Genomic DNA, 22,147 nt, shown 5'->3' with positions numbered 1-22,147 from the left:
GAAACCATCTGCTGACGGAGACATTGCCATGCCTGAATACAAAGCTCCCCTTCGCGACATGCGCTTTCTGATCGACAACGTGTTTGATTTCCACGGCCATTACGCCGCTTTGGGTGCGACCGACGCCAGCCCGGACATGGTGGGTGCGATCCTCGAAGAAGGCGCCAAATTCTGCGAAAACGTACTCGCGCCGCTCAACCGCAGCGGTGACGAAGAAGGCTGCCATTTCGATAATGGTGTGGTCACCACGCCCAAGGGTTTCAAGGAAGCGTTTGCCCAGTACGTGGAAGGTGGTTGGCATGGCCTGGCGGCGGATACGGCCTACGGCGGCCAGGGCTTGCCGTCGTCGCTGGGCCTGGTGCTCAGTGAGATGATCGGCTCCAGCAACACGTCCTGGGGCATGTACCCAGGGCTGACCCACGGCGCGATGTCGGCGATCCACGCCCACGGCACCGCCGAGCAGAAAGACACGTTTCTCACCAAACTCACTGCCGGCGAATGGACCGGCACCATGTGCCTCACCGAAGCCCACTGCGGCACCGACCTGGGCCTGATCAAGACCCGCGCCGTGCCCCAGGCGGACGGCAGCTACGCGGTCACCGGCAGCAAGATCTTCATCTCGGCCGGCGAACATGACATGAGCGCCAATATCATCCACTTGGTGCTGGCCAAACTGCCGGACGCACCGGCGGGTACCAAGGGCATCTCGCTGTTTATCGTGCCCAAGTTTCATGCCGATTCCGGCGAGCGTAACGCGGTGCACTGCGGTTCCATCGAGCACAAGATGGGCATCAAGGGATCGGCCACCTGTGTACTGAACTTTGATGGTGCCAAAGGCTTTCTGATCGGTGAGGCAAACAAAGGCCTCAACTGCATGTTCACCATGATGAACCACGCGCGCCTTGGCACCGGCATGCAGGGCTTGTGCAATGGCGAAGCGAGCTTCCAGGGCGCGGTCAAATATGCCAATGACCGCCTGCAAATGCGTTCGCTGACCGGCGCCAAGGCCCCAGAAAAAGCCGCCGACCCGATCATCGTGCATGCCGACGTACGCCGCATGCTATTGACCATGAAGGCCTTCAACGAAGGCAACCGCGCATTGACCTACTTCACCGCCCAATTGCTCGACACCGCGCATCTGAGCAGCGACGCCACCCAGCGCCAGGAAGCCGAAGACCTGCTGGCGTTCCTTACGCCCATCTGCAAAGCCTTTATGACCGACACCGGCCTGGAGGTGACCAACCACGGCATGCAGATCTTCGGCGGCCACGGTTACATCCGCGAATGGGGCATGGAGCAACTGGCCCGCGATGCGCGGATTGCGCCGATCTATGAGGGCACCAACGGCATCCAGGCCCTCGACCTGCTGGGGCGCAAGGTGCTGGGCAGCCAGGGCAAGTTGCTGCGTGGCTTTACCAAGATCGTGCATAAGTTCTGCGGGGTGAATGCCGAGCATCCGCAGCTCAAGGCTTATGTAGCGCAGCTCAATCAACTGAACGGGGAATGGGGTGAACTGACGACCAAAGTCGGCATGGCCGCGATGAAGAACCCCGATGAAGTGGGGGCGGCGGCTGTGGATTACCTGATGTACAGCGGCTACGTGATCCTCGCCTACCTGTGGCTGCGCATGGCGATTGCGGCCCTTGAGCAATCGGACTCGGATTTTTCCAAGGCCAAGCTCGCGACTTGCGACTTCTATTTCAAGCGCCTGCTGCCACGTACCGCCACCCACCGCGCTGCGGTGGAAGCGGGCAGCGACTGTCTGATGAGTCTGCCCGCGGAGGCATTCGCGCTGTAGTGACTTTAAAATACCGATCAGTCACAAGTGGACCCTATGTGTCTGAAAAGTTGTTCGGGTACACTCTGAGCCTGTAAAACCGACTCTTACCCGATTACTTTTCACGTTCTCACGAGGTTTGCCATGGCTGATTACAAAGCGCCGCTGCGTGATATGCGCTTCGTCCTCAACGAAGTCTTTGAGGTCGCCACCACTTGGGCCCAGTTGCCGGCATTGGCAGACACCGTTGACGCCGAAACCGTAGAGGCCATCCTCGAAGAAGCCGGCAAGGTCACCGCCAAATCCATCGCCCCGCTCAGCCGCGGTGGCGATGAACAGGGTTGCCGCTGGGACAACACGGCAGTGTTCACGCCGGACGGTTTTCCACAGGCCTATAAAACCTATGCCGAAGGTGGTTGGGTGGGCGTTGGTGGTGACCCGATGTTCGGTGGCATGGGCATGCCCAAGGCGGTGTCGGCCCAGGTAGAAGAGATGATCAACTCGTCGAGCCTGGCGTTTGGCTTGTATCCAATGCTGACCTCCGGTGCCTGTGTGTCGATCAACACCCACGCCAGCGAAGCACTCAAGGGCGCTTATCTGCCGAAGATGTATTCCGGCGAATGGTCAGGCTCCATGTGCCTGACCGAGGCACACGCCGGTACTGACCTGGGGATTATCCGCACCAAGGCCGAACCACAGGCGGACGGTTCCTACAAAGTCAGCGGCACCAAGATCTTTATCACTGGTGGCGAACACGACCTCACCGACAACATCATCCACCTGGTGCTGGCCAAGTTGCCGGACGCACCGGCAGGTCCGAAGGGCATCTCCTTGTTCCTGGTGCCGAAGTTCATGGTGAACGCCGACGGCAGCCTGGGCGCGCGCAACACAGTGAGCTGTGGCTCCATCGAGCACAAGATGGGCATCCAGGCTTCGGCCACCTGCGTGATGAACTTCGACGAAGCCGTGGGTTACCTGGTGGGCGAGCCGAACCGTGGCCTGGCAGCGATGTTCACCATGATGAACTACGAGCGTTTGGGTGTGGGCATCCAGGGCTTGGCCTCCGGCGAGCGTTCCTACCAGAACGCCATCGAATACGCGCGCGACCGCGTGCAAAGCCGTGCACCGACCGGCGCACAGCATAAAGACAAAATGGCCGACCCGATCATCGTGCACCCGGACGTGCGCCGCATGCTGCTGACCATGAAAGCCGCGAACGAGGGTGGCCGGGCGTTCTCCACCTATGTGGCGACGCAATTGGACATCGCCAAGTTCAGTGACGATGCCACTGCGCGTGAGCGTGCCGATAATCTGGTTGCGCTGTTGACCCCCGTCGCCAAGGCGTTCTTGAGCGATCTGGGCCTGGAAACCACTGTGCTGGGCCAGCAAATATTCGGTGGCCATGGTTACATTCGCGAGTGGGGCCAGGAGCAACTGGTGCGTGACGTGCGCATCACCCAGATCTACGAAGGCACCAACGGCATCCAGGCACTTGACTTGATGGGGCGCAAGATCGTCGGCAGTGGCGGAGCGTTCTATACCTTGTTTGCCGATGAGATCCGCGCATTCATTGCCTCGGCGGGCACCGAACTGGCTGAATTCACCAAACCGTTGGGCGTAGCGGTGGATAACCTGGATGAGTTGACCGCCTGGGTGCTGGACCGCGCCAAGACCAACCCGAATGAAATCGGCGCGGCGTCGGTGGAGTACCTGCACGCCTTTGGTTACATGGCCTATGCCTACATGTGGGCGCGCATGGCCAAGGCTGCGTTGGGCAAGGAGTCTGAAGAGGACTTCTACGCCAGCAAGCTGGGCACCGCACGCTTCTACTTTGCGCGTTTGTTGCCACGCATCCACTCGCTGAGTGCGTCGGTAAAATCCGGTAGCGAATCGCTGTTCTTGCTGGATGAGGCACTGTTCTAAGGGCTTGGAGGGCGTGTAAGCATTCTCTTACATGACGTGCTGCTAATCGTCCTCTATCGCCAGATTGGATCCACGGATAATCTACTTCACATGGACGTCGCGCAGGAAGCGCAAAGCAACAACACGGACACGTAGGATTCTGCCAGGACGGCGGAGTGAAATGGATGTCAGGGAAACAGTCTGCAAAGCCCCGCTTCGGCGGGGTTTTCTTTTGCCCGCGAAAAAGTCAGGCAGGCGCCTGCGGGGCATTCATCACGTCTTCCAGCAAAGTGCGCAGCAGCGCTACCGTCGCCTGCTGGCGCTGCACATCGCGGCATACCAGCCCCACTTTCAGCGGCACCCTGGGTTCACTCAAGGGTTTCCACAGCAGCAACTGGCTGTTGTGCTCGTCCTGGGAGCGCCCCGGCAGCACGGTCGCCAGTTTTGTGTGCGGCAAGCTGTCGAGAATCCCCACCATGGTATTGAGCTCCGCCTGCACTTGCGGGCGCCGTCCGAGGTTGGACAGTTGGCCCTGCCAGATCTGTCGCACCTGGAACTCTTCCCCGAGCAGCAACATGGGCAACTCGGCCGCCTGCTTCAGCGAGACTTTCTTGAATTCGCGCAACGGGTGGTCCTCGGGGATGACCACTTTCAGCTCATCTTCATACAGCAACACGCCATGCAGCCCCGGCTGGCGTGGCGGCAAATAGCTGATGCCAATATCCAGCGAACCGTTCAGCAACCGCCGTTCGATCTCAAGCCCGGTCAATTCGTAGATCTGCACCACCAAGTGCGGCTGAGCCTTGCGCACGCGTTCGAGCATCTGCGGGACCAGGCTGGTGTGCACGGTTTGCAGTACGCCAATGGCCAACGTGCGCATCGCCTGGCCCTTGAAGTTACGTAGCGCTTCAACCGCCTGCTGCAGACCATCGATCAGCGGCAGGGCATGGTTGTATAGCGTGTGCGCCGCCAGTGTCGGGAGCAGGCGCTTGCTGCTGCGTTCGAACAGGCTCACGTCCAGGTTCTGTTCCAACTGGCGAACCTGCTGAGACAGCGCCGGCTGGGAGATCGACAGACGCTCAGCGGCACGGCCTACGTGGCCTTCCTCATACACCGCGACGAAATAACGCAGTTGCTTGAAATCCATAAGACTTACTTATCGAAAAAGCTGGAAAAACGAAATGGCTGTTGGCCCCCGAGACGCCTAGTCTAGCGCCTATTCGCAGGGCTTACAGGGCCGGATCGGGCAATGAACAGCGTTTATGTTGATAGCGTTTACATAGGCAAGGCAAACAATTTCCGGTCAGGGCACAGGGTGTCTACCGACCAAGGTCCGGTTGCCAGCGGGGGTGAGGTGTGAACCTGTTCAATATACGCCGTCCCGCGCCGAGCCTCGACGACCTGATCCTCGACACACCAGGCGACAGTCCTTCCAGCGAATCGCTGATGCCCACAGTGGCGCGGCCGGCTCAAGTGTTTGTGCGCGGCCAGGGCTCCTGGCTGTGGGACAGCGACGACCGCGCTTACCTGGACTTCAACCAGGGCGGCGCAGCCAACAGCCTCGGCCACAGCCCACAGGTGTTGATCAAGGCCTTGGCCGATCAGACCCAGGCGCTGATCAATCCGGGTAGCGGCCTGCATAACCGCACCCAACTCAACCTCGTTGATCGCCTGTGCCATCGCACCGGCAGCGACCAGGCGTACCTGCTCAACAGCGGCGCGGAAGCCTGCGAAGCGGCGATCAAGCTGGCGCGCAAATGGGGGCAACTGCATCGCAGTGGCGCCTACCGCATCATCAGCGCGAGCAGTGGTTGCCACGGCCGCAGCTTTGCGGCGATGTCGGCGTCGGCGAGTGAGCGTGGCAATCGTTTTGAACCGCACCTGCCGGGCTTCAGCCATGTGCCCTTCAATGACCTGCCAGCGCTGCATGCGGCAGTCGATGCGCAAACCGTTGCGATCATGCTTGAGCCGATCCAGGGTGAGGCCGGCGTGGTCCCCGCGACGGAGCACTATCTCAAAGGGGTCGAGCGGCTGTGCCGCGAATTGGGCATCCTGCTGATCCTCGACGAAGTGCACACCGGCATTGGCCGCTGCGGCACTCTGCTCGCCGAGCAGCAATACGGCGTACGGGCTGACATCATCACCCTGGGCAAAGGCCTGGGCGGCGGCGTACCCCTGGCGGCGCTGCTGGCACGCGGCAAGGCCTGCTGTTTCGAAGTGGGCGAACTGGATGGCACCCATCATGGCAATGCGCTGATGGCGTCAGCCGGGGTTGCGGTGCTCGATACCGTGTTGGAGCACGGCTTCCTGGAGCAAGTGCGTGAGTCCGGCCTTTACCTCGGCGAAGGCCTGGCCCGCCTGGCCTACCGCTACGACCACGGTCAATTGCGCGGTCACGGCCTGATGTGGGGCCTGACGCTGTCGGATGATTCGGCGCAAGCCGTCGTAAAAGCTGCCCTGCACGAAGGCCTGATCATCAATGCCCCGCAACCTGACTGCCTGCGCTTCACCCCGGCCCTGACCGTGAGCAAAAGCAACATCGACGAAATGCTCCTGCGCCTGGCCCGCGCCTTCTCCCGCGTACGCACTGCACAGCTGCAGTGCCGCAAGGGCATCGCCGTTTAACGCCCTATTCCTGAACCGTCTCGCGGACTACGCGGCGCCTCCGGCCTGATTCTTTTGGCTGGGGGCGTTTTTTTGTCTGCGCAACAACGATGGATGGCCCAACGCCAGATCCCACTGAACCCTCACGAACGCCCAAGGTCGATTAGCTACACGGCTCACACGAGCCGATTTTCTGGAGCTGACCCCATGGATTTCATTCGTATCATCATCGCCATTTTGTTACCGCCACTGGGTGTGTTCCTGCAAGTAGGTTTTGGCGGCGCGTTCTGGCTGAACATTCTGCTGACCCTGTGCGGCTACATCCCCGGCATCGTGCACGCGGTTTACATCATCGCCAAACGCTGAGGCCGTCAGCCTTTTGCGATGAGCCGTGAGTTGCGCTCGTTGCGAAAGGCCAACTGCTCGATGGTCTGGGTGGCGTGTTCGGCTTCTTCCCGCGCTTGCAGGATGATGCCGTGCTGCTCGGACTTGCTGCACACCGGGTCGGCATTGCTCGCGTCTCCCGTGAGCATGAAGGCCTGGCATCGGCAGCCGCCGAAGTCCTTTTCCTTTTCATCGCAAGAACGGCATGGTTCGGGCATCCAGTCGTAGCCACGAAAGCGGTTGAAGCCAAACGAGTCGTACCAGATGTGCTGCATGCTGTGCTCGCGCACGTTGGGAAATTGCACCGGCATCTGTCGGGCGCCGTGACAGGGCAGTGCGGTGCCGTCTGGCGTTACTGTCAGAAAGATACTGCCCCAGCCGTTCATGCAGGCCTTCGGGCGCTCCTCGTAGTAATCCGGCGTGACAAAGATCAGCTTGCACGGGTGGCCTTCGGCTTCCAGCTTGGCGCGGTATTCGTTGGTGATGCGTTCGGCGCGCACCAGCTGTTCCTGGGTTGGCAACAACCCCACACGATTGAGCTGCGCCCAGCCGTAGAACTGGCAGGTGGCAAGCTCGACAAAGTCTGCCTCAAGCGCGATACACAGCTCGATGATGCGGTCGATCTTGTCGATGTTGTGCCGATGGGTCACGAAGTTCAGCACCATCGGGTAACCGTGTGCCTTCACCGCTCGGGCCATTTCCAGTTTTTGTGCGAAGGCTTTTTTCGAGCCGGCCAGCAGGTTGTTTACCTGTTCGTCGCTGGCCTGGAAGCTGATCTGGATATGGTCCAGACCGGCCTTCTTGAAATCGCTGATCTTCTGCTCGGTCAGGCCGATGCCGGAGGTGATCAAGTTGGTATAGAACCCAAGCCTGCGCGCTTCGCCGATCAGCTCGGCAAGGTCCTTGCGCACCAGTGGTTCACCGCCGGAAAACCCCAACTGTGCGGCACCCATCTCGCGGGCTTCGCGAAATACCTTGAACCACTGTTCGGTGGTCAGCTCCTTGCCCTGCTCGGCAAAGTCCAACGGGTTGGAGCAATACGGGCACTGCAATGGGCAGCGGTAGGTCAGCTCGGCCAGCAACCATAGCGGCAGGCCGATGGCTGGCTTCTCAGGCAAGGGTGATCCAGTGCTCGGCACGGGCGACCTCCATGAATTGCTCGATGTCTTCGCCAAGCTCCGGCACGCCGGGGAACTGTTTATCCAGCTCGGCGATGATCGCCGCCACGTCGCGCTCGCCGTCGATCAAGCCACCGATCAGCGCGGCGCTGTCGTTGAGCTTGATCATGCCTTCGGGGTAGAGCAACACGTGGCCTTTTTGCGCAGGCTCGTACTGGTAGCGATAGCCCTGGCGCCAGGTCGGTATTCTGCTGCGATCAAAGCTCATAGGGTGATCCCTTTATGCCATACCCGCTGCGCGGTCACGCTGTGATACGGCGGGCGGTTGAGTTCATAGGCCATGCTCATGGCATCCAGCATGCTCCACAGGATGTCCAGTTTGAACTGGAGAATTTCCAGCATGCGTTCCTGGCCTTCACGGGTGGTGTAGTGCTGCAGGGTGATCGCCAATCCGTGTTCCACATCGCGGCGAGCCTGGCCGAGGCGGGTGCGGAAGTATTCGTAGCCGGCCGGGTCGATCCACGGGTAATGCTGCGGCCAGCTGTCGAGGCGTGACTGGTGGATCTGCGGCGCGAACAGTTCTGTCAGTGAGCTGCTGGCGGCTTCTTGCCAACTGGCGCGGCGGGCGAAGTTGACGTAGGCATCTACCGCGAATCGTACGCCGGGCAGCACCAATTCCTGCGAGCGCAGCTGGTCCGGGTCGAGGCCAACCGCCTGGCCCAGGCGCAGCCAGGCTTCGATACCGCCGTCTTCACCGGGGGCGCCATCGTGGTCGAGCAGGCGCTGAATCCACTCACGGCGGATCTCGCGGTCCGGGCAATTGGCCAGGATCGCAGCGTCTTTCAGGGGGATGTTCACCTGATAGTAGAAACGGTTGGCGACCCAGCCCTGGATCTGCTCACGGGTGGCGCGGCCTTCGTACATCGCCACGTGGTACGGGTGATGAATATGGTAGAAGGCGCCCTTGGCGCGCAGGGCGGCTTCGAATTCAACGGTGGTCAATGGCGTGTCAGTCATTTCGATCACTCCTACAATTCAATGCTCATGCCGTCGTAAGCCACTTCGACATTGCGCCGCACCAGCTCCGCTCGCTCGGGAGAGTCTTCATCGAGGATCGGGTTGGTGTTGTTGATGTGGATAAGTACCTTGCGCTGCTCGGGCAACTGTTCCAGCACTTCAAGCATGCCGCCGGTGCCGTTTTGCGCCAGATGGCCCATCTCGCGGCCGGTGCGGGTGCCGACGCCACGGCGTTGCATTTCATCGTCATCCCACATCGTGCCGTCCACCAGCAGGCAGTCGCTGCCGGCCATGATCTCCAGTAATGGCGCGTCGACCTTGCCCAGCCCCGGCGCGTAGAACAGTTTGCCGCCGGTGCGCAGGTCTTCGACGATCAGGCCGATGTTGTCGCCAGGGTGCGGGTCGAAGCGATGCGGCGAGTAGGGCGGCGCTGCACTGCGCAGTGGCAGTGGGGTGAAACGCAGGTTGGGGCAGGCCGGGATGGTGAAGCTGGCGTCCAGCTCGATGCGGTTCCAGGCCAGGCCGCCGTTCCAGTGGGTGAGCATGGTGAACAGTGGGAAGCCGGTGCTCAGGTCTTCATGGACCATGTCGGTGCACCACACTTGGTGTGGGCAGCCTTCGCGCAGGCTCAACAGGCCGGTGGTGTGGTCGATCTGGCTGTCCATCAGGATGATCGCGCTGATGCCGGTGTCCCGCAGGGCGCGGCCGGGTTGCATCGGTGCAAAGCCTTGGAGTTGCGCGCGGATATCCGGCGAGGCGTTGCACAGTACCCAGTTCACACCGTCGTCGGAGAGCGCGATGGACGACTGGGTACGCGCCTGGGCCCGCAGGCTGCCATCACGAAAACCTGCGCAGTTCACGCAGTTGCAGTTCCACTGCGGGAACCCACCGCCGGCGGCGGAACCTAGAATCTGGACAAACATGGCAGCTCCATCAAGCTCAAAACAAAAACGCCCCGGGCGAACCGAGGCGTTGTATTACCCAGCGGATTATCGGCTGGCGAAGTACATGGTGACTTCGAAACCGATGCGCAGATCAGTGTAAGCAGGTTTGGACCAGGTCATATTCTTACTCCTACGAAGGGATGGGACGTTTACTACCAAGTAATACATATAGTCCACCTCCAGTCGGAGATGTTCAGATGTGTGCGTAGGAATGTTACTCAATTCTTTTCAAGTTAGCGCTGTCTTGGTGGAAAAAGCTTTTTGCAAAGGCGGCAATGATCAGTCTGGCGCTTGCCAGATAGCCGAGCGGCGCGGGCCGTTGGCGACGCAGCGCCAGCCGCCTGTAGCGTCGTTCAATTGCTGGGCAGCAAGCTGCAACGCTTCGCGGGTACAGGTTTTAATGTGGAATTGCAGTTGATCCAGATAACCTGACGGATGGCCTGCCAGGTGGGCGTGCCATAGCAGTTCGGCGGCTTGGGCGTTGGACAGCGTCTGGGCCGAGAACTGTTGTGCCAGGGCCAGGTAGCCCGATTCGCTGCAATCGATCAGCTTAGGCAGTTGTTTCAGGAAGGTTTGCAGGTGGTCGGCAATGCCTTCCAGCGTCACACTGGGAGATTGCACGCCGAACAGCAGGCCGGTCTGGCCGTTTATCTGTCGGATGCTGCTGAACACGGCGTAGCCGATTTGTAACTCTACCCGCAGGCGATGGTAGAACGACCCCTGGAGCAAATGGCCGAGCAGTCGCCATGCGGCTTCATCGGCCAAAGACTGTCCGGGTGCAGGGCAAAACAGCAGCAGGGCGGCGTCGGTTGAGTCGGTTTCCACCTCATGCCAGATACGTTGGCCGCTTAGGGATGGCTCGACGTGAATAAGGTTTGCGGGTTGCCCGGGCAGTCGTGCTGCTGCGGTTTTGATCGCGGCTTCGTGCGCGGCGCAGAAGCCCAGCGCCAGGCCTTGCCAGCGCGCGGTGGCCCAGGATGTCGATTCGGGCAGAAGCGGCGTGCAGCAAGCGGGCAGCGCCTTGAGCAAGGTTCGGATGGCAATCATGGGCGGCGAGACAGTTCGGGCGGCTTGAGGCTCGCTCAGGCTTTGCGCCAATACGTCCAGCACCGCTGGAATGGGCTCCTGTAGCCCAACCATCTTCACCAGCGCGTTGTTGCCCAGGCTTTCGAACGACAAGTCGACGCCCGCCTGCCGGGCATTTTCGCGCAACGATTGCACGGCGCTTTCCAGATCGGACGGTGCAGACTGCCATTGCAGATACAGCGCACCTTCATCACTGTCACTCGCCACTGCCTGGCTGAAAGCCAGCGCCGACACATCCCGACGCCCGCGGGAGCGATCCTGGGCAAAAGTGCGCAACCCTCGGTGAGCGCTGGTCTGGCCGCGAATCAGGCCGGCGCGTTCTTCCTTGACCGGTGGGCGCAGGAAGGGATTGCTCAGCGGCAGTTGCCATGAGTGCTCGGAGGGCTGCAGGTTCAGCGAATCAAGCATGGCTTTGAGGGCGACGACGTCCTGTTCCGATAGGCCTTGGCTGTCGTTTTGGGCCAACGCAAGGGCACCTCGGACCTGCTGTTGACGAGCCGCCAACAGCGCGAATTCTTCCCGCAGAGAAGTCCAGTCGCTCTGTGCGAAAAAGCTCAGCCAGTCGTTCAGCAATGCCTCAATCCGCGTGGCTGGTTCGTCTTGGGTGGTGAAGTCGATATCCAACACCGCTTGCCCAGCGAAGTCGTAAAGCACCGACGCCTGCAGTGAACTGGCCAGCTTTTGTGCCTTCAGCTCAGCCAGCAACCCGCCGGGTGCCGAAGCCTTAAGCCAGGTGCAGAGAAACTCCAGCGCTTCCCGTGGCGCGCCACAGGTGATGACGTGGTGCAGGTGATTATCGGCGATGTGCCGATAGCTTTGCGCGGGTCCCTGCATCAATGCCGGTGGCGGGGATTGTGGGCGTAGAGACCCTGAGGCCAGTTGTTCACTGAACCGCTTTGCCAAGTCTTCCAGCGCTTCCAGCGGCTGAGGGCCAGCCAGGCTCAAGGTCATCTGCGCGCTCTGATAGAACTGCGCATGGAACTCCCGTAACGCCTGCTGAAATGCCTCCCGCTCGACCGGCAGGCTGTCGCGGTTGCCTGCGTGAAAACCCCGTAGCGGATGATCCGCCGCCAGGCCTTGCAGCAACGCAACCTGCTGCTGGGCCTTGGCATCCTGGGACCAGGCGACGAACTCCGCGTGCAGCACCTCGCGCTCGCGCAGTTGATCCTCCAGCGCCAGGCGCGGGTGGGTCAGCATGTCCGTCAACCGCTCCAGCCCACCGGCGAACGTTGCAGCCGGCAGTTCAAAGAAGAAGTCCGTGGTGCGCTCACGGGTGCTGGCATTGACCTGGCCTCCATGACGTTGCACGTAGGCCATCAACCCCTCGTCTGTGGGAAAACGCTCGGTACCGAGGAACAACAGATGTTCGAGGAAATGCGCTAACCCCGGCCACGCCAGCGGCACGTCATGGCTGCCTGCCGCCACCCGTAGAACGGCAGCGCACCGCTTCAAACGCGGCGCGTGCTGCAAGGAAACCCGCAAGCCATTGGCCAGGGTCAGATGGAGAGGATGAGGGTGGGCCGGCGCAGGCATGGGCACTTCCAAAACGTGGGATGTGCCTATGCTAACAAACCGGCTGGATCAGGGCTTGTGCAGCGCGCCGTACAACTCGGGGCGACGGTCTTGCAGGTAGTGATTGGCGGCACGGGCGTCCAGTATCGACTGGCGATCCAACTCCCCGACGATCAGTGCTTCGTCCAATCCGGCCTGGGCAATGCGCTGGCCATTCGGTGCGGCAATACTGCTTTGCCCGCAGTACTGGATCTCGCCTTCGTGCCCGCAGTAATTGGCGTAGGCCACGTAACATTGGTTCTCGAAGGCCCGCGCCCGCACAGTGACGTCGGCGACAAAGTCGAACGGCACCATATTGGCGGTAGGTACCATGATCAATTCGGCACCGGCCAGGGCCAGGCGTCGGGTGTTTTCCGGAAATTCCAGGTCGTAGCAGATCAGGAAGCCGAGCTTCCAGCCGTTGAGCTCCACCAGTGGGAAATCATCGTCGCCGGTGCTGAACATCGAGTGGTCCAGGTCACCAAACAGGTGAGTCTTGCGGTAGTTGCACAGCTGCTGGCCGTGGGCGTCGATCAACTGCACGGCGTTGTAGATCTGGCCATCCTCGGCCCGCTCCGGGTAACCGTACAGAATCGCCAGCCCAGCGCTTTTGGCCAATTCGCCAATCGCCTGCGCCGACGGCCCATCCTGCGCCTCGGCCAGTGCGCCAACAGCTTCGGCACCGATGTTGTAGCCGGTGAGGAACATCTCCGGCAGCACCAGCACATCGGCGCCGGACGCCTCGTGCGCCAATTGGTGTAATCGCTTGAGATTGCCGGCTACATCCAGCGGCAACGGTGGGCATTGGTACAGGGCGACGCGCATGTTCACCTCCTTAATCGGCCAGGGCGATTGGCCCGATTTGATCGAAGACATCACCCGGCCCTGGGTTCTCCGGGGGAGTGCTGCCACCGAAGTGGGTCATGATGCCCCACACCGCGTTCAGCGAGGTCTGCACCGCGCCTTCGACCCAGGCCGGGGTCCAGGACACATCATCACCGGCGATAAAAATCCCACGTTGTTCGGCGGGCATGTCCTTCTGCATGAAGTGCGCATACATCCGCTGGTTGTAGCGATAGTGGCCCGGCAGCGCGCCTTTGAAAGCCCCGAGGAAGTGTGGGTCAGCCTCCCACGACACGGTGATGGGGTCACCGATGATGCGCGCCTTGATATCAACCTTCGGGTAGATCTTTTTCAACGCGTCGAGGGCCAGTTTTACGCGCTTGTCGATGGGCTGCGGCAGCATCTTGAGCGCGTCGCTCATCCACGAGTACGACAGGCAGATCACACCTGGCTTGTCGTCGCCGTTATCGAAAAGATAGGTACCACGGGTCAGGCGGTCGGTGAGGGTCATGCTCATCAGGTCGCGGCCGGTTTCCGGGTCTTTGTCTTTCCAGAACGGGCGGTCGACCATCACGAAGGTTTTCGACGATTGCATGTAGCGCGTGCGGTCCAGGGCCATCCACATCTTTTGCGAGAACAGGGTTTCGTCGCATTCGATCTGGGTGGTCAGCAGCCAGCTTTGGCAGGTGGTCAGCACGGCGGCGTATTCGCGGGTGTCGCCGTAGTTGTCGGTGACGGCGAAACGACCATCGGCGGCATGGGCAATGCGCTTCACCCCGGCCCGTGGCGCACCGCGATGCAGCGAACTCAGACTGGTGCCCGACGGCCAGTGGGCGCAACGCTCCGGTACATGGCGCCAGATGCCCATCGGCACCTGGGCCACGCCGCCGACGACCAAGTGCTGATGGTCGTCGCAGTTGGTCATCACCACGCGGAAGATTTCCAGCATGGAGTTGGGGAAGTCCGAGTCCCAGCCGCCAGTGCCGAAACCCACTTGGCCGAACACTTCACGATGATGAAACGACAGCTTGGCGAACGCCTTGGAGGTGGCGACGAAGTCGTAGAAGGTACGGTCGTCCCACAGCGGTATCAGCTTGTTCCACAGCGCTTTGAGGCGCGGCACATCGCGGTCGCGAATGGCTTGCTGGATATCACCGAACTGCGACCCCGTTTCCAGCGCATCCGCCCAGGCGTCAGCGACTTCCTGGAAAAGCGCTGGCAAATCGGAGAGTTTTTCGGCGTAGTGGGTTTGGCCTTCGAGGTCGATCACCGTGCTGCCGGATGCCGGGGTCAGTGGGTTGGGAAAGGGTTTGGTTTCCAGCCCGAGCTTGTCGACATAGTGATAGAACGCAGTGGACGACACCGGGAAGCGCATGCCGCCCAGCTCGGCAATGATGCCATCGGCGCCTTCAAACGCTTGGGAGCGCAGGCGGCCACCCATTTTAGAGGCTTCGTACACCACGGGCTTGAGGCCCAGCTTCATCAGCTCATAGGCGGCCACCAGGCCCGCGATCCCGGCACCGACAATCGCCACTTCGGCACCGTGGTGGGCGGCGGGGATGCTGCCCAGGCCGGCGGGGTGCTCGATCCAGTCATCAAAGGCAAACGGGAAGTCCGGGCCAAAGATGGTGATGGGTTTCTTGCCGTCGGCGGGGTGGCGATTGGTCTTGCTGATGGTGCTGGACGGAATGCTCATGGCTGACCCTTACTGGCGACCTGGCGGCGTGACCCGCTGAGTATAGGAGAAGATGGCAGCCAGTTTAGGGAGCGTAGCGTTCGTTAATAAGACGCAAAGTGTCGTCGGATTGATCTGTTTTTAGTCGGAGTGACGAACATGTTGATCAGATTGGCTGTCCTCGATCCAATTTGTTACTCAGGATGATCGAAGTCGTGGTTTTTTCCACGCCGTCCACACTGCCGATCTGATCGAGCAATTGGTCCAACTGCTCCGGCGAGTCCGTGCGCAGCCAAGCGACGTAATCGAACTCACCACTCACCGCGCACAACTGCTGCACCTGGGCCATGGCACTCAACCTTCGCAACACGTCCTTGCCCGAGCGCGCTTGTACGGTGATCCCGACGTAAGCCTGCAACCCCCCATCGACCACTCGTTGCCCGAGGCGCACGCCATAACCGGTGATCACCTGGGTTTTCTCCAGGCGTGCCAGGCGTGACGTCACCGTAGTGCGTGCGATGCCCAACTGCCGGGCGAGCATGGCCACGCTTTCGCGGGCATTGATCTGCAGGGCGGCGATCAGTTGGCGATCAATTTCGTCTAGGGCGGGCAAGGCGAGGGCTCCGATACGGGGGGGCAATGTGCGTGCATCTTACAGGTTGGTGTCGGCGAGCAGGCAGCGGGTAAACCGTGGCCTGGCGCCCGGTACGGTCGAACAACTGCACGCCAAGCGCCTGCTCCAATTGACGAATCTGCGCACTGACCGCTGACTGCGTCAGCCCGATATGCATGCCCGCCGCAAACGTGCCGTGACGGGTTACCGCAATAAAGGTCTTCAGTTCGCGCAGCATGAGCGTCTCGACTGATCGAAATAATTTGAGCTCGGCGCAAAAACTATCGTTTTTTCATCGCCAGGAGCAAGGCTAAACTCGGGGGACTTAATGCCCACAGAGGTTTGACCTGATGACACGCGCACCTTTTCACCTGGCAATTCCGGTATACGACCTCGCCGCTGCGCGGCATTTCTACGGTGAAGTCTTTGGCCTTGAAGAGGGACGTTCCAGCGAGCACTGGGTAGATTTCAACTTCTTCGGGCATCAGTTGGTCATTCACGAACACCCGAAAACCGCCTCCCAGACATCAGCCCACACCAACGCGGTAGACGGCCACGACGTGCCCGTGCCGCATTTTGGCGTAGTGCTGGGCTGGGAAGATTGGCATGCCTTGGCGGAACGTCTGCAGGCCAGGGAAACCCGTTTTGTGCTGGAACCGCACATTCGCTTCAAGGGGCAGGTGGGGGAGCAGGCGACGTTGTTTCTGTTTGATCCGTGCGGGAACGCGCTGGAGTTCAAGGCATTCCGGGATATTGGGCAGTTGTTTGCGAAGTGAGGCTGCCAGACACACAAAAGCCGCGCAATGCGCGGCTTTCTTGTTTGGTGGGCCCACACGGACTTGAACCGTGGACCAAAGGATTATGAGTCCTCTGCTCTGACCAACTGAGCTATAGGCCCTGTAACAGGTCGCGGATTATAACGATGGTTTCCCCGCTGTGCCATCCGAATAATCCTCAATGCTCATACGAAGAAACGTCGCGGCAAAAAGCTCGGGCGGTAGTGGCAGGCTGACGATGTAGCCTTGCATCTGTTCGCAGCCTTCGGCGGCCAGGAAAGCTTGCTGTGCGGGGTTCTCTACGCCTTCGGCGATGATGGTGAATTGCATGCTGTGGCCCAGGGCGATGATGGCGCGCACGATGGCGGCGTCGTGGGGATCGTCGGGCAGGCCGCGGACGAAGGATTGATCGATCTTGAGGAAGTCCAGCGGCAGGCGTTTGAGGTAGCTGAGGGATGAGTAGCCGGTGCCAAAGTCGTCAATGGCGAGCTGTACGCCGAGCTCTTTGAGTTGGTGCAACACCTCCAGTGCTTCTTCGGCCTGGCTCATGATGAAGTTTTCGGTGATTTCCAGTTGCAGGCGGCCGGGGTTGAGTTGGTAGTCATGCAGCAGCTGTTCGATGCGGCCCAATAAGCCGGGGTGGCGCAGCTGGGCGCCGGCCAGGTTGACCGACAGCGGGCCGAAATCGTCGAAGTGTTCTTGCCAGGCGTCCATTTGCCGGCAGGCCTGCTCCAGCACCCAGTCGCCAATCTGCAGGATCATGCCGTTCTCTTCGGCCAGAGCGATGAAGTGTTCAGGTGGCACGTCGCCAAAGGTGGGGTGGCGCCAGCGAATCAATGCTTCGGCACCGATCAGTTCGTGGGTCGCGAGGCTCAGTTTGGGCTGGTAATACAGGCTCAATTCATCACGCTCGATGGCGCGGCGCAGCTCGTGTTCGAGTGCCACGCGTTCGTTGGCCTGGGCGGTAAGGTCGCGAGTATAGCTTTCGACGCGGTTGCGTCCTTTGGCCTTGGAGCGGTACATCGCGGCGTCGGCATTTTTGACCAAGGTGGCGACATCGGTGCCGTCCTCTGGGTATAGGCTGGTGCCGATGCTGGCGCTGATAAAGAACTCGTGCTCACCCGCCTGAAACGGCGGTGTGAAGCAGGCCAGCAGTTTATTGGCCAGGTACTCGGCATCGCTGGCGTGCTGCAGGCCGGGGAGCAGGATGATGAATTCGTCACCGCCCAAGCGAGCCACGGTGTCGATGTCGCGCAATTGTTCCTTGAGACGCACGGCAATGTCTTTGAGCAGCAGGTCGCCGATCGGGTGACCGAGGCTGTCGTTGATGTGTTTGAAACGGTCCAGGTCGAGAAACAGCACGGCACCTTGTTTACCGGTTTCCTGATGCCCATTGAGGGCAGCCTGCAATCGGCTTTCGAATAGTGTGCGATTGGGCAGGCCGGTCAATGGGTCGTGGTGCGCCTGGTAGTCGAGGCGGGCCTGGGCCAGCTTGAGGCTGGAGATGTCAGCGAACACCGCGACGAAATGGGTGATCAACTGCTCGCGGTTGCGCACGGCACTGATCGTCAACCAGCTTGGGTACAGCTCGCCGTTCTTGCGTCGGTTGGAGATCTCGCCCTGCCAGTGACCCTGGGCAGTCAATTGGTGCCACATGGCAGCGTAGAAGGCGCTGTCATGCAGGCCGGAGGCGAGCAGGCGTGGAGTCTGGCCGAGGGCCTCGGCCTCGCTGTAGCCGGTGATCTCACTGAAGGCGCGGTTGACGGCGCTGATGTTCTGCCGGGTGTCGGTGATCAATACGCCTTCGGCTGTGCTCTCAAACACAGTGGCGGCCTGTTGCAGTTTTTCCTGCATCAGTTGGCGTTCGGTGATATCTCGGGCGATGGTCAGCATGCAGTCTTCATCGCCGATCGGCAGTGGGCGGCTGGAAAGCTCGCACAAGCGGATCTGTCCGTCATTGCGGCGTATATGGCAGATGTAGTCACGCACAAAGCCATCGCGCTGCATCAGCTCCAGCATGTGCTTGCGTTCGTTGAGGTCGACCCAGATGCCCAGGTCCAACGTCGATTGGTCGAGGGACGTGGCGCTGGTGAAGCCTGTGATCCGGCTGAAACCATCATTGACTTCAATCAGCAGGCCATCGCGCTGTCGGCTCAGCAGCAAACCGTCAGGGGAGGCGTGAAAGGCCTTGGCGAACTTCTCTTCGGAGGTCTGCAGCTGTTGCTGGGTTTCTTTGAGCTGGGTGATGTCACGCACCACCACCACAATGGCTTCAATGGTATCGAGTTGAAACGGCTCGGCGGAAATCAGTCCGGTGAAGGCCTGGCCATTGCTGCGCAAAAAGGGCATTTCCAGGTTGCGGATGCTGGTGGTCTGCACCCGTTGTAGCAGGTCGGGGCTGACGTCTTTTATGTCCCAGATATTCAGATCGGTGGCGGTTTTACCGACAACCTGCTCGGCTGTCAGGCCAATTTGATCCTCGAACGCCTTGTTCACTTCCAACAGGCGGCCATCCGACAGTCGCGCGATCACCAGCATGTCCGGGCATTGCTGGAATACCGAAGCAAATTTTTGCTCGGAAAGCTGCAAGGCTTCTTCTGTTCGCTTGGCTTCGCTGATATCGATCATCAAGCCACGCAGTACAGGCTCATGGCCGTGCTCGATAAGGCTGACGATGTCGCGCACCCACAGGCAGCGTCCGTCGGCTGTGATCACGCGGTAATCAATGCTGTGATCACGATTGGCGCGGGTCTCGCGCAAGCAATAGGCTTCGGTGCGTGTCAGATCAGCGGGATGAATAATGTTGCGCCAGAAGCCCGGAATCAGCCAATGAGCTCGGGGATAACCGAGTAACTCCTCGGCATGCGGCGACACATAGCTGTAGGTAAAGTCGGTGATACTGGCTTCCCATGCGATGGCGGACAGGCTCTCTACCAAGCCGCGATAGTGGTACTCGCTGCTGCGCAGTTCCTGTTCGAGGGCGACGCGTCGGGAAATTTCCGAGCTGAGCCGGCGATTGATTCGAATCACCACGGCCAGGACGCTGATCAGTAACAGCACTGCGGGCAGGCCGTATATCAGCAGGTCCGTCCAGAAGGTGCGGTGGTCGGTAAAGCTGCCGACCCAGTGTTGCTGGATGGCGTCGGTTTCTTGTGGGCTGAGGTCGGCGAGCACCTTGTCGAGGATGCCTACCAGCATTTTGTTATCGCGCGGTACGCCCATCGCCAATTGGTAGCGGTAAGGTGTTTCGCCGCTGACGTACAAGCCGTCGAGCTTGAGTTGGCGCAGGCTCCAGACGCTTGAGGCCAGGTCGCCGACCACGGCATCCACCTCATCGGTGGCCAGGGCCTGCAGCGTTGAGCTGACATTCGGCATGGCAACCAGGTTGAGGTCGGGATGGTGCGTACGCAGTAACTCATGGGGAGCGTAATTTTCCACCACGGCAATCTTCAACCCATAAAGGTCCTTCAGGGTGCGCGGCTTGGCGCCGCCTTCGTGGGCCAGGATGACGATGGGAAAGTCCAGGTAGGGGCGGGTGAACGCTATGTAGCTTTGGCGTTCCGGCGTGGACATGATGCCGGGCAGCAGGTCGAGCTGGTTATTGCGGGCCTGCTCCAGCACCGCGCTCCAGTTCACTGGCTCGATCTGTTTGACGCGTACGCCCAGGCGATCCTGGATCAGGCGCACGTAATCTGCCGCCAACCCCTGGTAGCGGCCCTCTTCGTCACGGTATTCAAAGGGCGGCCATGAGGCGTCCACCCCCAAGCGCAACTCCTGATGGTCCGCCAGCCAGCCACGCTCATCATCGCTAAGAGTCAACGCGCCAGCCGTTGCGGTCCAGGTCAGCAGCCACAGCAAAAACACAGCTGGCAATCTGGGCATAACGGTCTCGTTATGGCACGGGGAATGTTTCGAGTGTAGACGGGCATTGCAGGGGAGGGGGATTGCGCGAGGTTTTATCGATACAAAACAAAACCCCCGGCCTGGGCCGGGGGTTTTGGTGTCACTCGTCGAGGAAGGAGCGTAGATGCTCGCTTCGCGTCGGGTGGCGCAGCTTGCGCAGTGCCTTGGCTTCGATCTGACGGATCCGTTCACGGGTCACGTCAAACTGCTTACCGACTTCCTCAAGGGTGTGGTCGGTATTCATGTCGATGCCGAAACGCATGCGCAGTACCTTGGCTTCACGGGCAGTGAGGCCGGACAGTACGTCGCGAGTCGCTTCTTTCAAGCTCTCAACGGTGGCGACATCGATTGGCGACTGCATGGTCGAGTCTTCGATGAAGTCACCCAGGTGGGAGTCTTCGTCATCACCAATCGGGGTTTCCATGGAGATCGGCTCTTTAGCGATCTTCAATACCTTGCGGATTTTATCCTCAGGCATTTCCATGCGTTCGCCCAGCTCTTCCGGGGTCGGTTCGCGACCCATTTCCTGCAACATCTGCCGGGAAATACGGTTGAGCTTGTTGATCGTCTCGATCATGTGCACCGGAATACGGATGGTGCGGGCCTGGTCGGCGATCGAGCGAGTGATCGCCTGACGGATCCACCAGGTGGCATAAGTCGAGAACTTGTAACCACGACGGTATTCGAACTTGTCCACAGCCTTCATCAAGCCGATGTTGCCTTCCTGGATCAGATCGAGGAATTGCAGGCCACGGTTGGTGTACTTCTTGGCGATGGAGATCACCAGACGCAAGTTGGCTTCGACCATCTCTTTCTTCGCGCGGCGGGCCTTGGCCTCACCGATCGACATGCGACGGTTGATGTCCTTGATCTCGGCAATCGTCAGACCGGTTTCGGTCTCCAATGCTTGCAGCTTCTGCTGGCAACGGATGATGTCCGGCTGCAGGCGACCAATGGCTTCGGCGTACTTCGCCTTGCCCTTGGCCAGTGCGTCGGTCCAGCTTTCGTCGACTTCATTGCCTGGGAACTGGCGCAGGAAGTCGGCGCGCGGCATGCGCGCATCACGGACGCAGAGCTGCATGATCGCACGCTCTTGTGCACGCAGACGCTCAAGGGCACTTCGAACACGCTCAACCAGACCTTCGAATTGCTTCGGTACCAGCTTGATCGGCATGAATAGCTCAGCCAGGGCCAACAGTTCGGCAATTGCCTGCTTGTTGGAGCGACCGTGCTTTTTCAGGGCCTTACGGGTGATTTCCATTTGATCGGAAACCGCGCCGAAACGCTGGGCAGCAACGACCGGGTCTGGGCCGCTTTCAACTTCATCTTCTTCGTCGCCGCTGGCTTCAGCGTCGTCGTCTTCGGAGTCGTCGTCGGCTTTCGCAGCCTTGGCGTCGACAGGTGGTGGCACTTCGGCGGCAGGCGGCGCGATGCCGTCGTCCGGATCGATGTAGCCGCTCAGCACGTCGGACAGGCGGCCACCTTCGGTGGTGACGCGGGTGTACTCGGAGAGAATATGGTCAACCGTGCCAGGGAAGTGCGCAATTGCGCCCATCACTTCACGAATACCCTCTTCGATACGCTTGGCGATTTCGATCTCGCCTTCGCGTGTCAGCAGCTCGACGGTACCCATTTCACGCATATACATGCGCACAGGGTCGGTGGTACGACCGATATCGGTCTCCACAGCAGCCAGCGCGGCAGCAGCTTCTTCAGCGGCAGCCTCGTCGGTATCGGCGTCCGCCAGCATAAGGGAATCCTTATCTGGCGCAGCTTCGAATACGTTGATCCCCATGTCGTTAATCATGCGGATGATGTCTTCCACCTGCTCTGGATCTGAAATATCCTCAGGCAGGTGGTCGTTGACCTCTGCGTAAGTCAGGTAACCCTGCTCACGACCGAGAACGATCAACTCTTTGATACGAGACTGCTGTTGCGCTTTTCCGGACATAAC

Annotated in this window: 17 protein-coding genes, 1 tRNA gene and 1 pseudogene; 5 read left to right on the top strand and 14 right to left on the bottom strand. The window is 60.3% G+C overall.

Translation table 11 applies throughout. The features are described from left to right. Nucleotides 1-28 precede the first annotated feature (28 nt). Both LVW35_RS26160 and LVW35_RS26155 read left to right on the top strand, forming a co-directional pair. A complete protein-coding gene (locus tag LVW35_RS26160; protein ID WP_233892626.1) occupies nt 29-1,798 on the top strand; it encodes an acyl-CoA dehydrogenase C-terminal domain-containing protein in 1,770 nt (589 codons plus the stop codon). 123 nt (nt 1,799-1,921) lie between these two features. Further along, nucleotides 1,922-3,700 (top strand): acyl-CoA dehydrogenase C-terminal domain-containing protein, encoded by a 1,779-nt coding sequence (locus LVW35_RS26155; protein ID WP_233892625.1) that lies wholly within the window; start codon nt 1,922-1,924, stop codon nt 3,698-3,700. Between the two features lie 226 nt (nt 3,701-3,926). Here LVW35_RS26155 and LVW35_RS26150 read toward each other — a convergent pair whose 3' ends face one another. Next, a complete protein-coding gene (locus tag LVW35_RS26150) occupies nt 3,927-4,826 on the bottom strand; it encodes a LysR family transcriptional regulator (protein ID WP_078050445.1) in 900 nt (299 codons plus the stop codon). A gap of 209 nt (nt 4,827-5,035) precedes the next feature. On the opposite strand from LVW35_RS26150, the gene LVW35_RS26145 reads away from it, so the two are divergent. Continuing rightward, nucleotides 5,036-6,304 (top strand): aspartate aminotransferase family protein, encoded by a 1,269-nt coding sequence (locus LVW35_RS26145; protein ID WP_233892624.1) that lies wholly within the window; start codon nt 5,036-5,038, stop codon nt 6,302-6,304. A 186-nt stretch (nt 6,305-6,490) separates the two neighbouring features. Further along, nucleotides 6,491-6,649: a YqaE/Pmp3 family membrane protein gene (locus LVW35_RS26140; RefSeq protein WP_003228885.1), complete on the top strand. Its 159-nt coding sequence runs from the start codon at nt 6,491-6,493 to the stop codon at nt 6,647-6,649. Between the two features lie 5 nt (nt 6,650-6,654). Here the strand turns inward: LVW35_RS26140 and pqqE are convergent, their stop codons facing one another. The 10 genes and pseudogenes from pqqE to LVW35_RS26090 form a co-directional block, all read right to left on the bottom strand. Then, nucleotides 6,655-7,785, bottom strand: coding sequence for a pyrroloquinoline quinone biosynthesis protein PqqE (gene pqqE, locus LVW35_RS26135; protein WP_442799564.1), 1,131 nt, complete (start codon nt 7,783-7,785; stop codon nt 6,655-6,657). Next, complete coding sequence (pqqD, locus tag LVW35_RS26130; RefSeq protein WP_015886196.1) at nt 7,778-8,053, bottom strand: pyrroloquinoline quinone biosynthesis peptide chaperone PqqD; 276 nt, start codon at nt 8,051-8,053, stop codon at nt 7,778-7,780. The genes pqqE and pqqD overlap by 8 nt, the downstream gene beginning before the upstream one ends. Then, entirely contained in the window at nt 8,050-8,802 is a 753-nt protein-coding gene (gene pqqC / locus LVW35_RS26125; protein ID WP_233892621.1) for a pyrroloquinoline-quinone synthase PqqC, read from the bottom strand. Before pqqC ends, pqqD begins: the two co-directional genes overlap by 4 nt. An 11-nt stretch (nt 8,803-8,813) precedes the next feature. Continuing rightward, the gene (gene pqqB, locus LVW35_RS26120; RefSeq protein ID WP_233892620.1) at nt 8,814-9,725 is read right to left on the bottom strand and encodes a pyrroloquinoline quinone biosynthesis protein PqqB; all 912 of its coding nucleotides are present in this window, start codon (nt 9,723-9,725) and stop codon (nt 8,814-8,816) included. 66 nt (nt 9,726-9,791) lie between these two features. Beyond that, the gene (gene pqqA / locus LVW35_RS26115; RefSeq protein WP_003194766.1) at nt 9,792-9,866 is read right to left on the bottom strand and encodes a pyrroloquinoline quinone precursor peptide PqqA; all 75 of its coding nucleotides are present in this window, start codon (nt 9,864-9,866) and stop codon (nt 9,792-9,794) included. Nucleotides 9,867-10,025: 159 nt separating this feature from the next. Beyond that, nucleotides 10,026-12,365 (bottom strand): pyrroloquinoline quinone biosynthesis protein PqqF, encoded by a 2,340-nt coding sequence (gene pqqF / locus LVW35_RS26110; protein WP_233892619.1) that lies wholly within the window; start codon nt 12,363-12,365, stop codon nt 10,026-10,028. Nucleotides 12,366-12,413: 48 nt separating this feature from the next. Further along, the gene (locus LVW35_RS26105) at nt 12,414-13,208 is read right to left on the bottom strand and encodes a carbon-nitrogen hydrolase family protein (protein WP_233892618.1); all 795 of its coding nucleotides are present in this window, start codon (nt 13,206-13,208) and stop codon (nt 12,414-12,416) included. Between the two features lie 10 nt (nt 13,209-13,218). After that, nucleotides 13,219-14,901 carry a flavin monoamine oxidase family protein gene (locus LVW35_RS26100; protein WP_233896550.1) on the bottom strand — a complete coding sequence of 561 codons (1,683 nt, stop codon included), beginning with the start codon at nt 14,899-14,901 and terminating at the stop codon, nt 13,219-13,221. Between the two features lie 166 nt (nt 14,902-15,067). Beyond that, nucleotides 15,068-15,514 carry an Lrp/AsnC family transcriptional regulator gene (locus LVW35_RS26095; protein ID WP_233892617.1) on the bottom strand — a complete coding sequence of 149 codons (447 nt, stop codon included), beginning with the start codon at nt 15,512-15,514 and terminating at the stop codon, nt 15,068-15,070. Nucleotides 15,515-15,593: 79 nt separating this feature from the next. Next, nucleotides 15,594-15,752 (bottom strand): annotated as a pseudogene (locus LVW35_RS26090) (LysR family transcriptional regulator); the annotation flags it as partial. A 112-nt stretch (nt 15,753-15,864) separates the two neighbouring features. On the opposite strand from LVW35_RS26090, the gene LVW35_RS26085 reads away from it, so the two are divergent. Beyond that, a complete protein-coding gene (locus tag LVW35_RS26085; RefSeq protein WP_233892616.1) occupies nt 15,865-16,290 on the top strand; it encodes a VOC family protein in 426 nt (141 codons plus the stop codon). 45 nt (nt 16,291-16,335) lie between these two features. On the opposite strand, the gene LVW35_RS26080 is transcribed toward LVW35_RS26085, so the two are convergent. The 3 genes from LVW35_RS26080 to rpoD form a co-directional block, all read right to left on the bottom strand. After that, nucleotides 16,336-16,412, bottom strand: a tRNA-Ile gene (locus LVW35_RS26080). A 16-nt stretch (nt 16,413-16,428) separates the two neighbouring features. Then, the gene (locus LVW35_RS26075; RefSeq protein ID WP_233892615.1) at nt 16,429-20,172 is read right to left on the bottom strand and encodes an EAL domain-containing protein; all 3,744 of its coding nucleotides are present in this window, start codon (nt 20,170-20,172) and stop codon (nt 16,429-16,431) included. A gap of 121 nt (nt 20,173-20,293) precedes the next feature. Continuing rightward, nucleotides 20,294-22,144, bottom strand: a complete 1,851-nt coding sequence (gene rpoD / locus LVW35_RS26070; RefSeq protein ID WP_233892614.1) for an RNA polymerase sigma factor RpoD — start codon at nt 22,142-22,144, stop codon at nt 20,294-20,296. Nucleotides 22,145-22,147: the final 3 nt, after the last annotated feature.

Origin of the sequence: Pseudomonas sp. HN11, assembly GCF_021390155.1 — a bacterium.
Taxonomy (GTDB): domain Bacteria; phylum Pseudomonadota; class Gammaproteobacteria; order Pseudomonadales; family Pseudomonadaceae; genus Aquipseudomonas.
Note: the sequence above shows the minus strand (reverse complement) of the source record. Positions and strands in the feature narration are given on the sequence as shown.

Coding starts and splice junctions, on each gene's coding strand:
- LVW35_RS26160 (WP_233892626.1), top strand. CDS start 29: ATGCCTGAATACAAAGCTCCCCTTCGCGACATGCGCTTTCTGATCGAC.
- LVW35_RS26155 (WP_233892625.1), top strand. CDS start 1,922: ATGGCTGATTACAAAGCGCCGCTGCGTGATATGCGCTTCGTCCTCAAC.
- LVW35_RS26150 (WP_078050445.1), bottom strand. CDS start 4,826: ATGGATTTCAAGCAACTGCGTTATTTCGTCGCGGTGTATGAGGAAGGC.
- LVW35_RS26140 (WP_003228885.1), top strand. CDS start 6,491: ATGGATTTCATTCGTATCATCATCGCCATTTTGTTACCGCCACTGGGT.
- pqqD (WP_015886196.1), bottom strand. CDS start 8,053: ATGAGCTTTGATCGCAGCAGAATACCGACCTGGCGCCAGGGCTATCGC.
- pqqC (WP_233892621.1), bottom strand. CDS start 8,802: ATGACTGACACGCCATTGACCACCGTTGAATTCGAAGCCGCCCTGCGC.
- pqqB (WP_233892620.1), bottom strand. CDS start 9,725: ATGTTTGTCCAGATTCTAGGTTCCGCCGCCGGCGGTGGGTTCCCGCAG.
- pqqF (WP_233892619.1), bottom strand. CDS start 12,365: ATGCCTGCGCCGGCCCACCCTCATCCTCTCCATCTGACCCTGGCCAAT.
- LVW35_RS26105 (WP_233892618.1), bottom strand. CDS start 13,208: ATGCGCGTCGCCCTGTACCAATGCCCACCGTTGCCGCTGGATGTAGCC.
- LVW35_RS26085 (WP_233892616.1), top strand. CDS start 15,865: ATGACACGCGCACCTTTTCACCTGGCAATTCCGGTATACGACCTCGCC.
- LVW35_RS26075 (WP_233892615.1), bottom strand. CDS start 20,172: ATGCCCAGATTGCCAGCTGTGTTTTTGCTGTGGCTGCTGACCTGGACC.
- rpoD (WP_233892614.1), bottom strand. CDS start 22,144: ATGTCCGGAAAAGCGCAACAGCAGTCTCGTATCAAAGAGTTGATCGTT.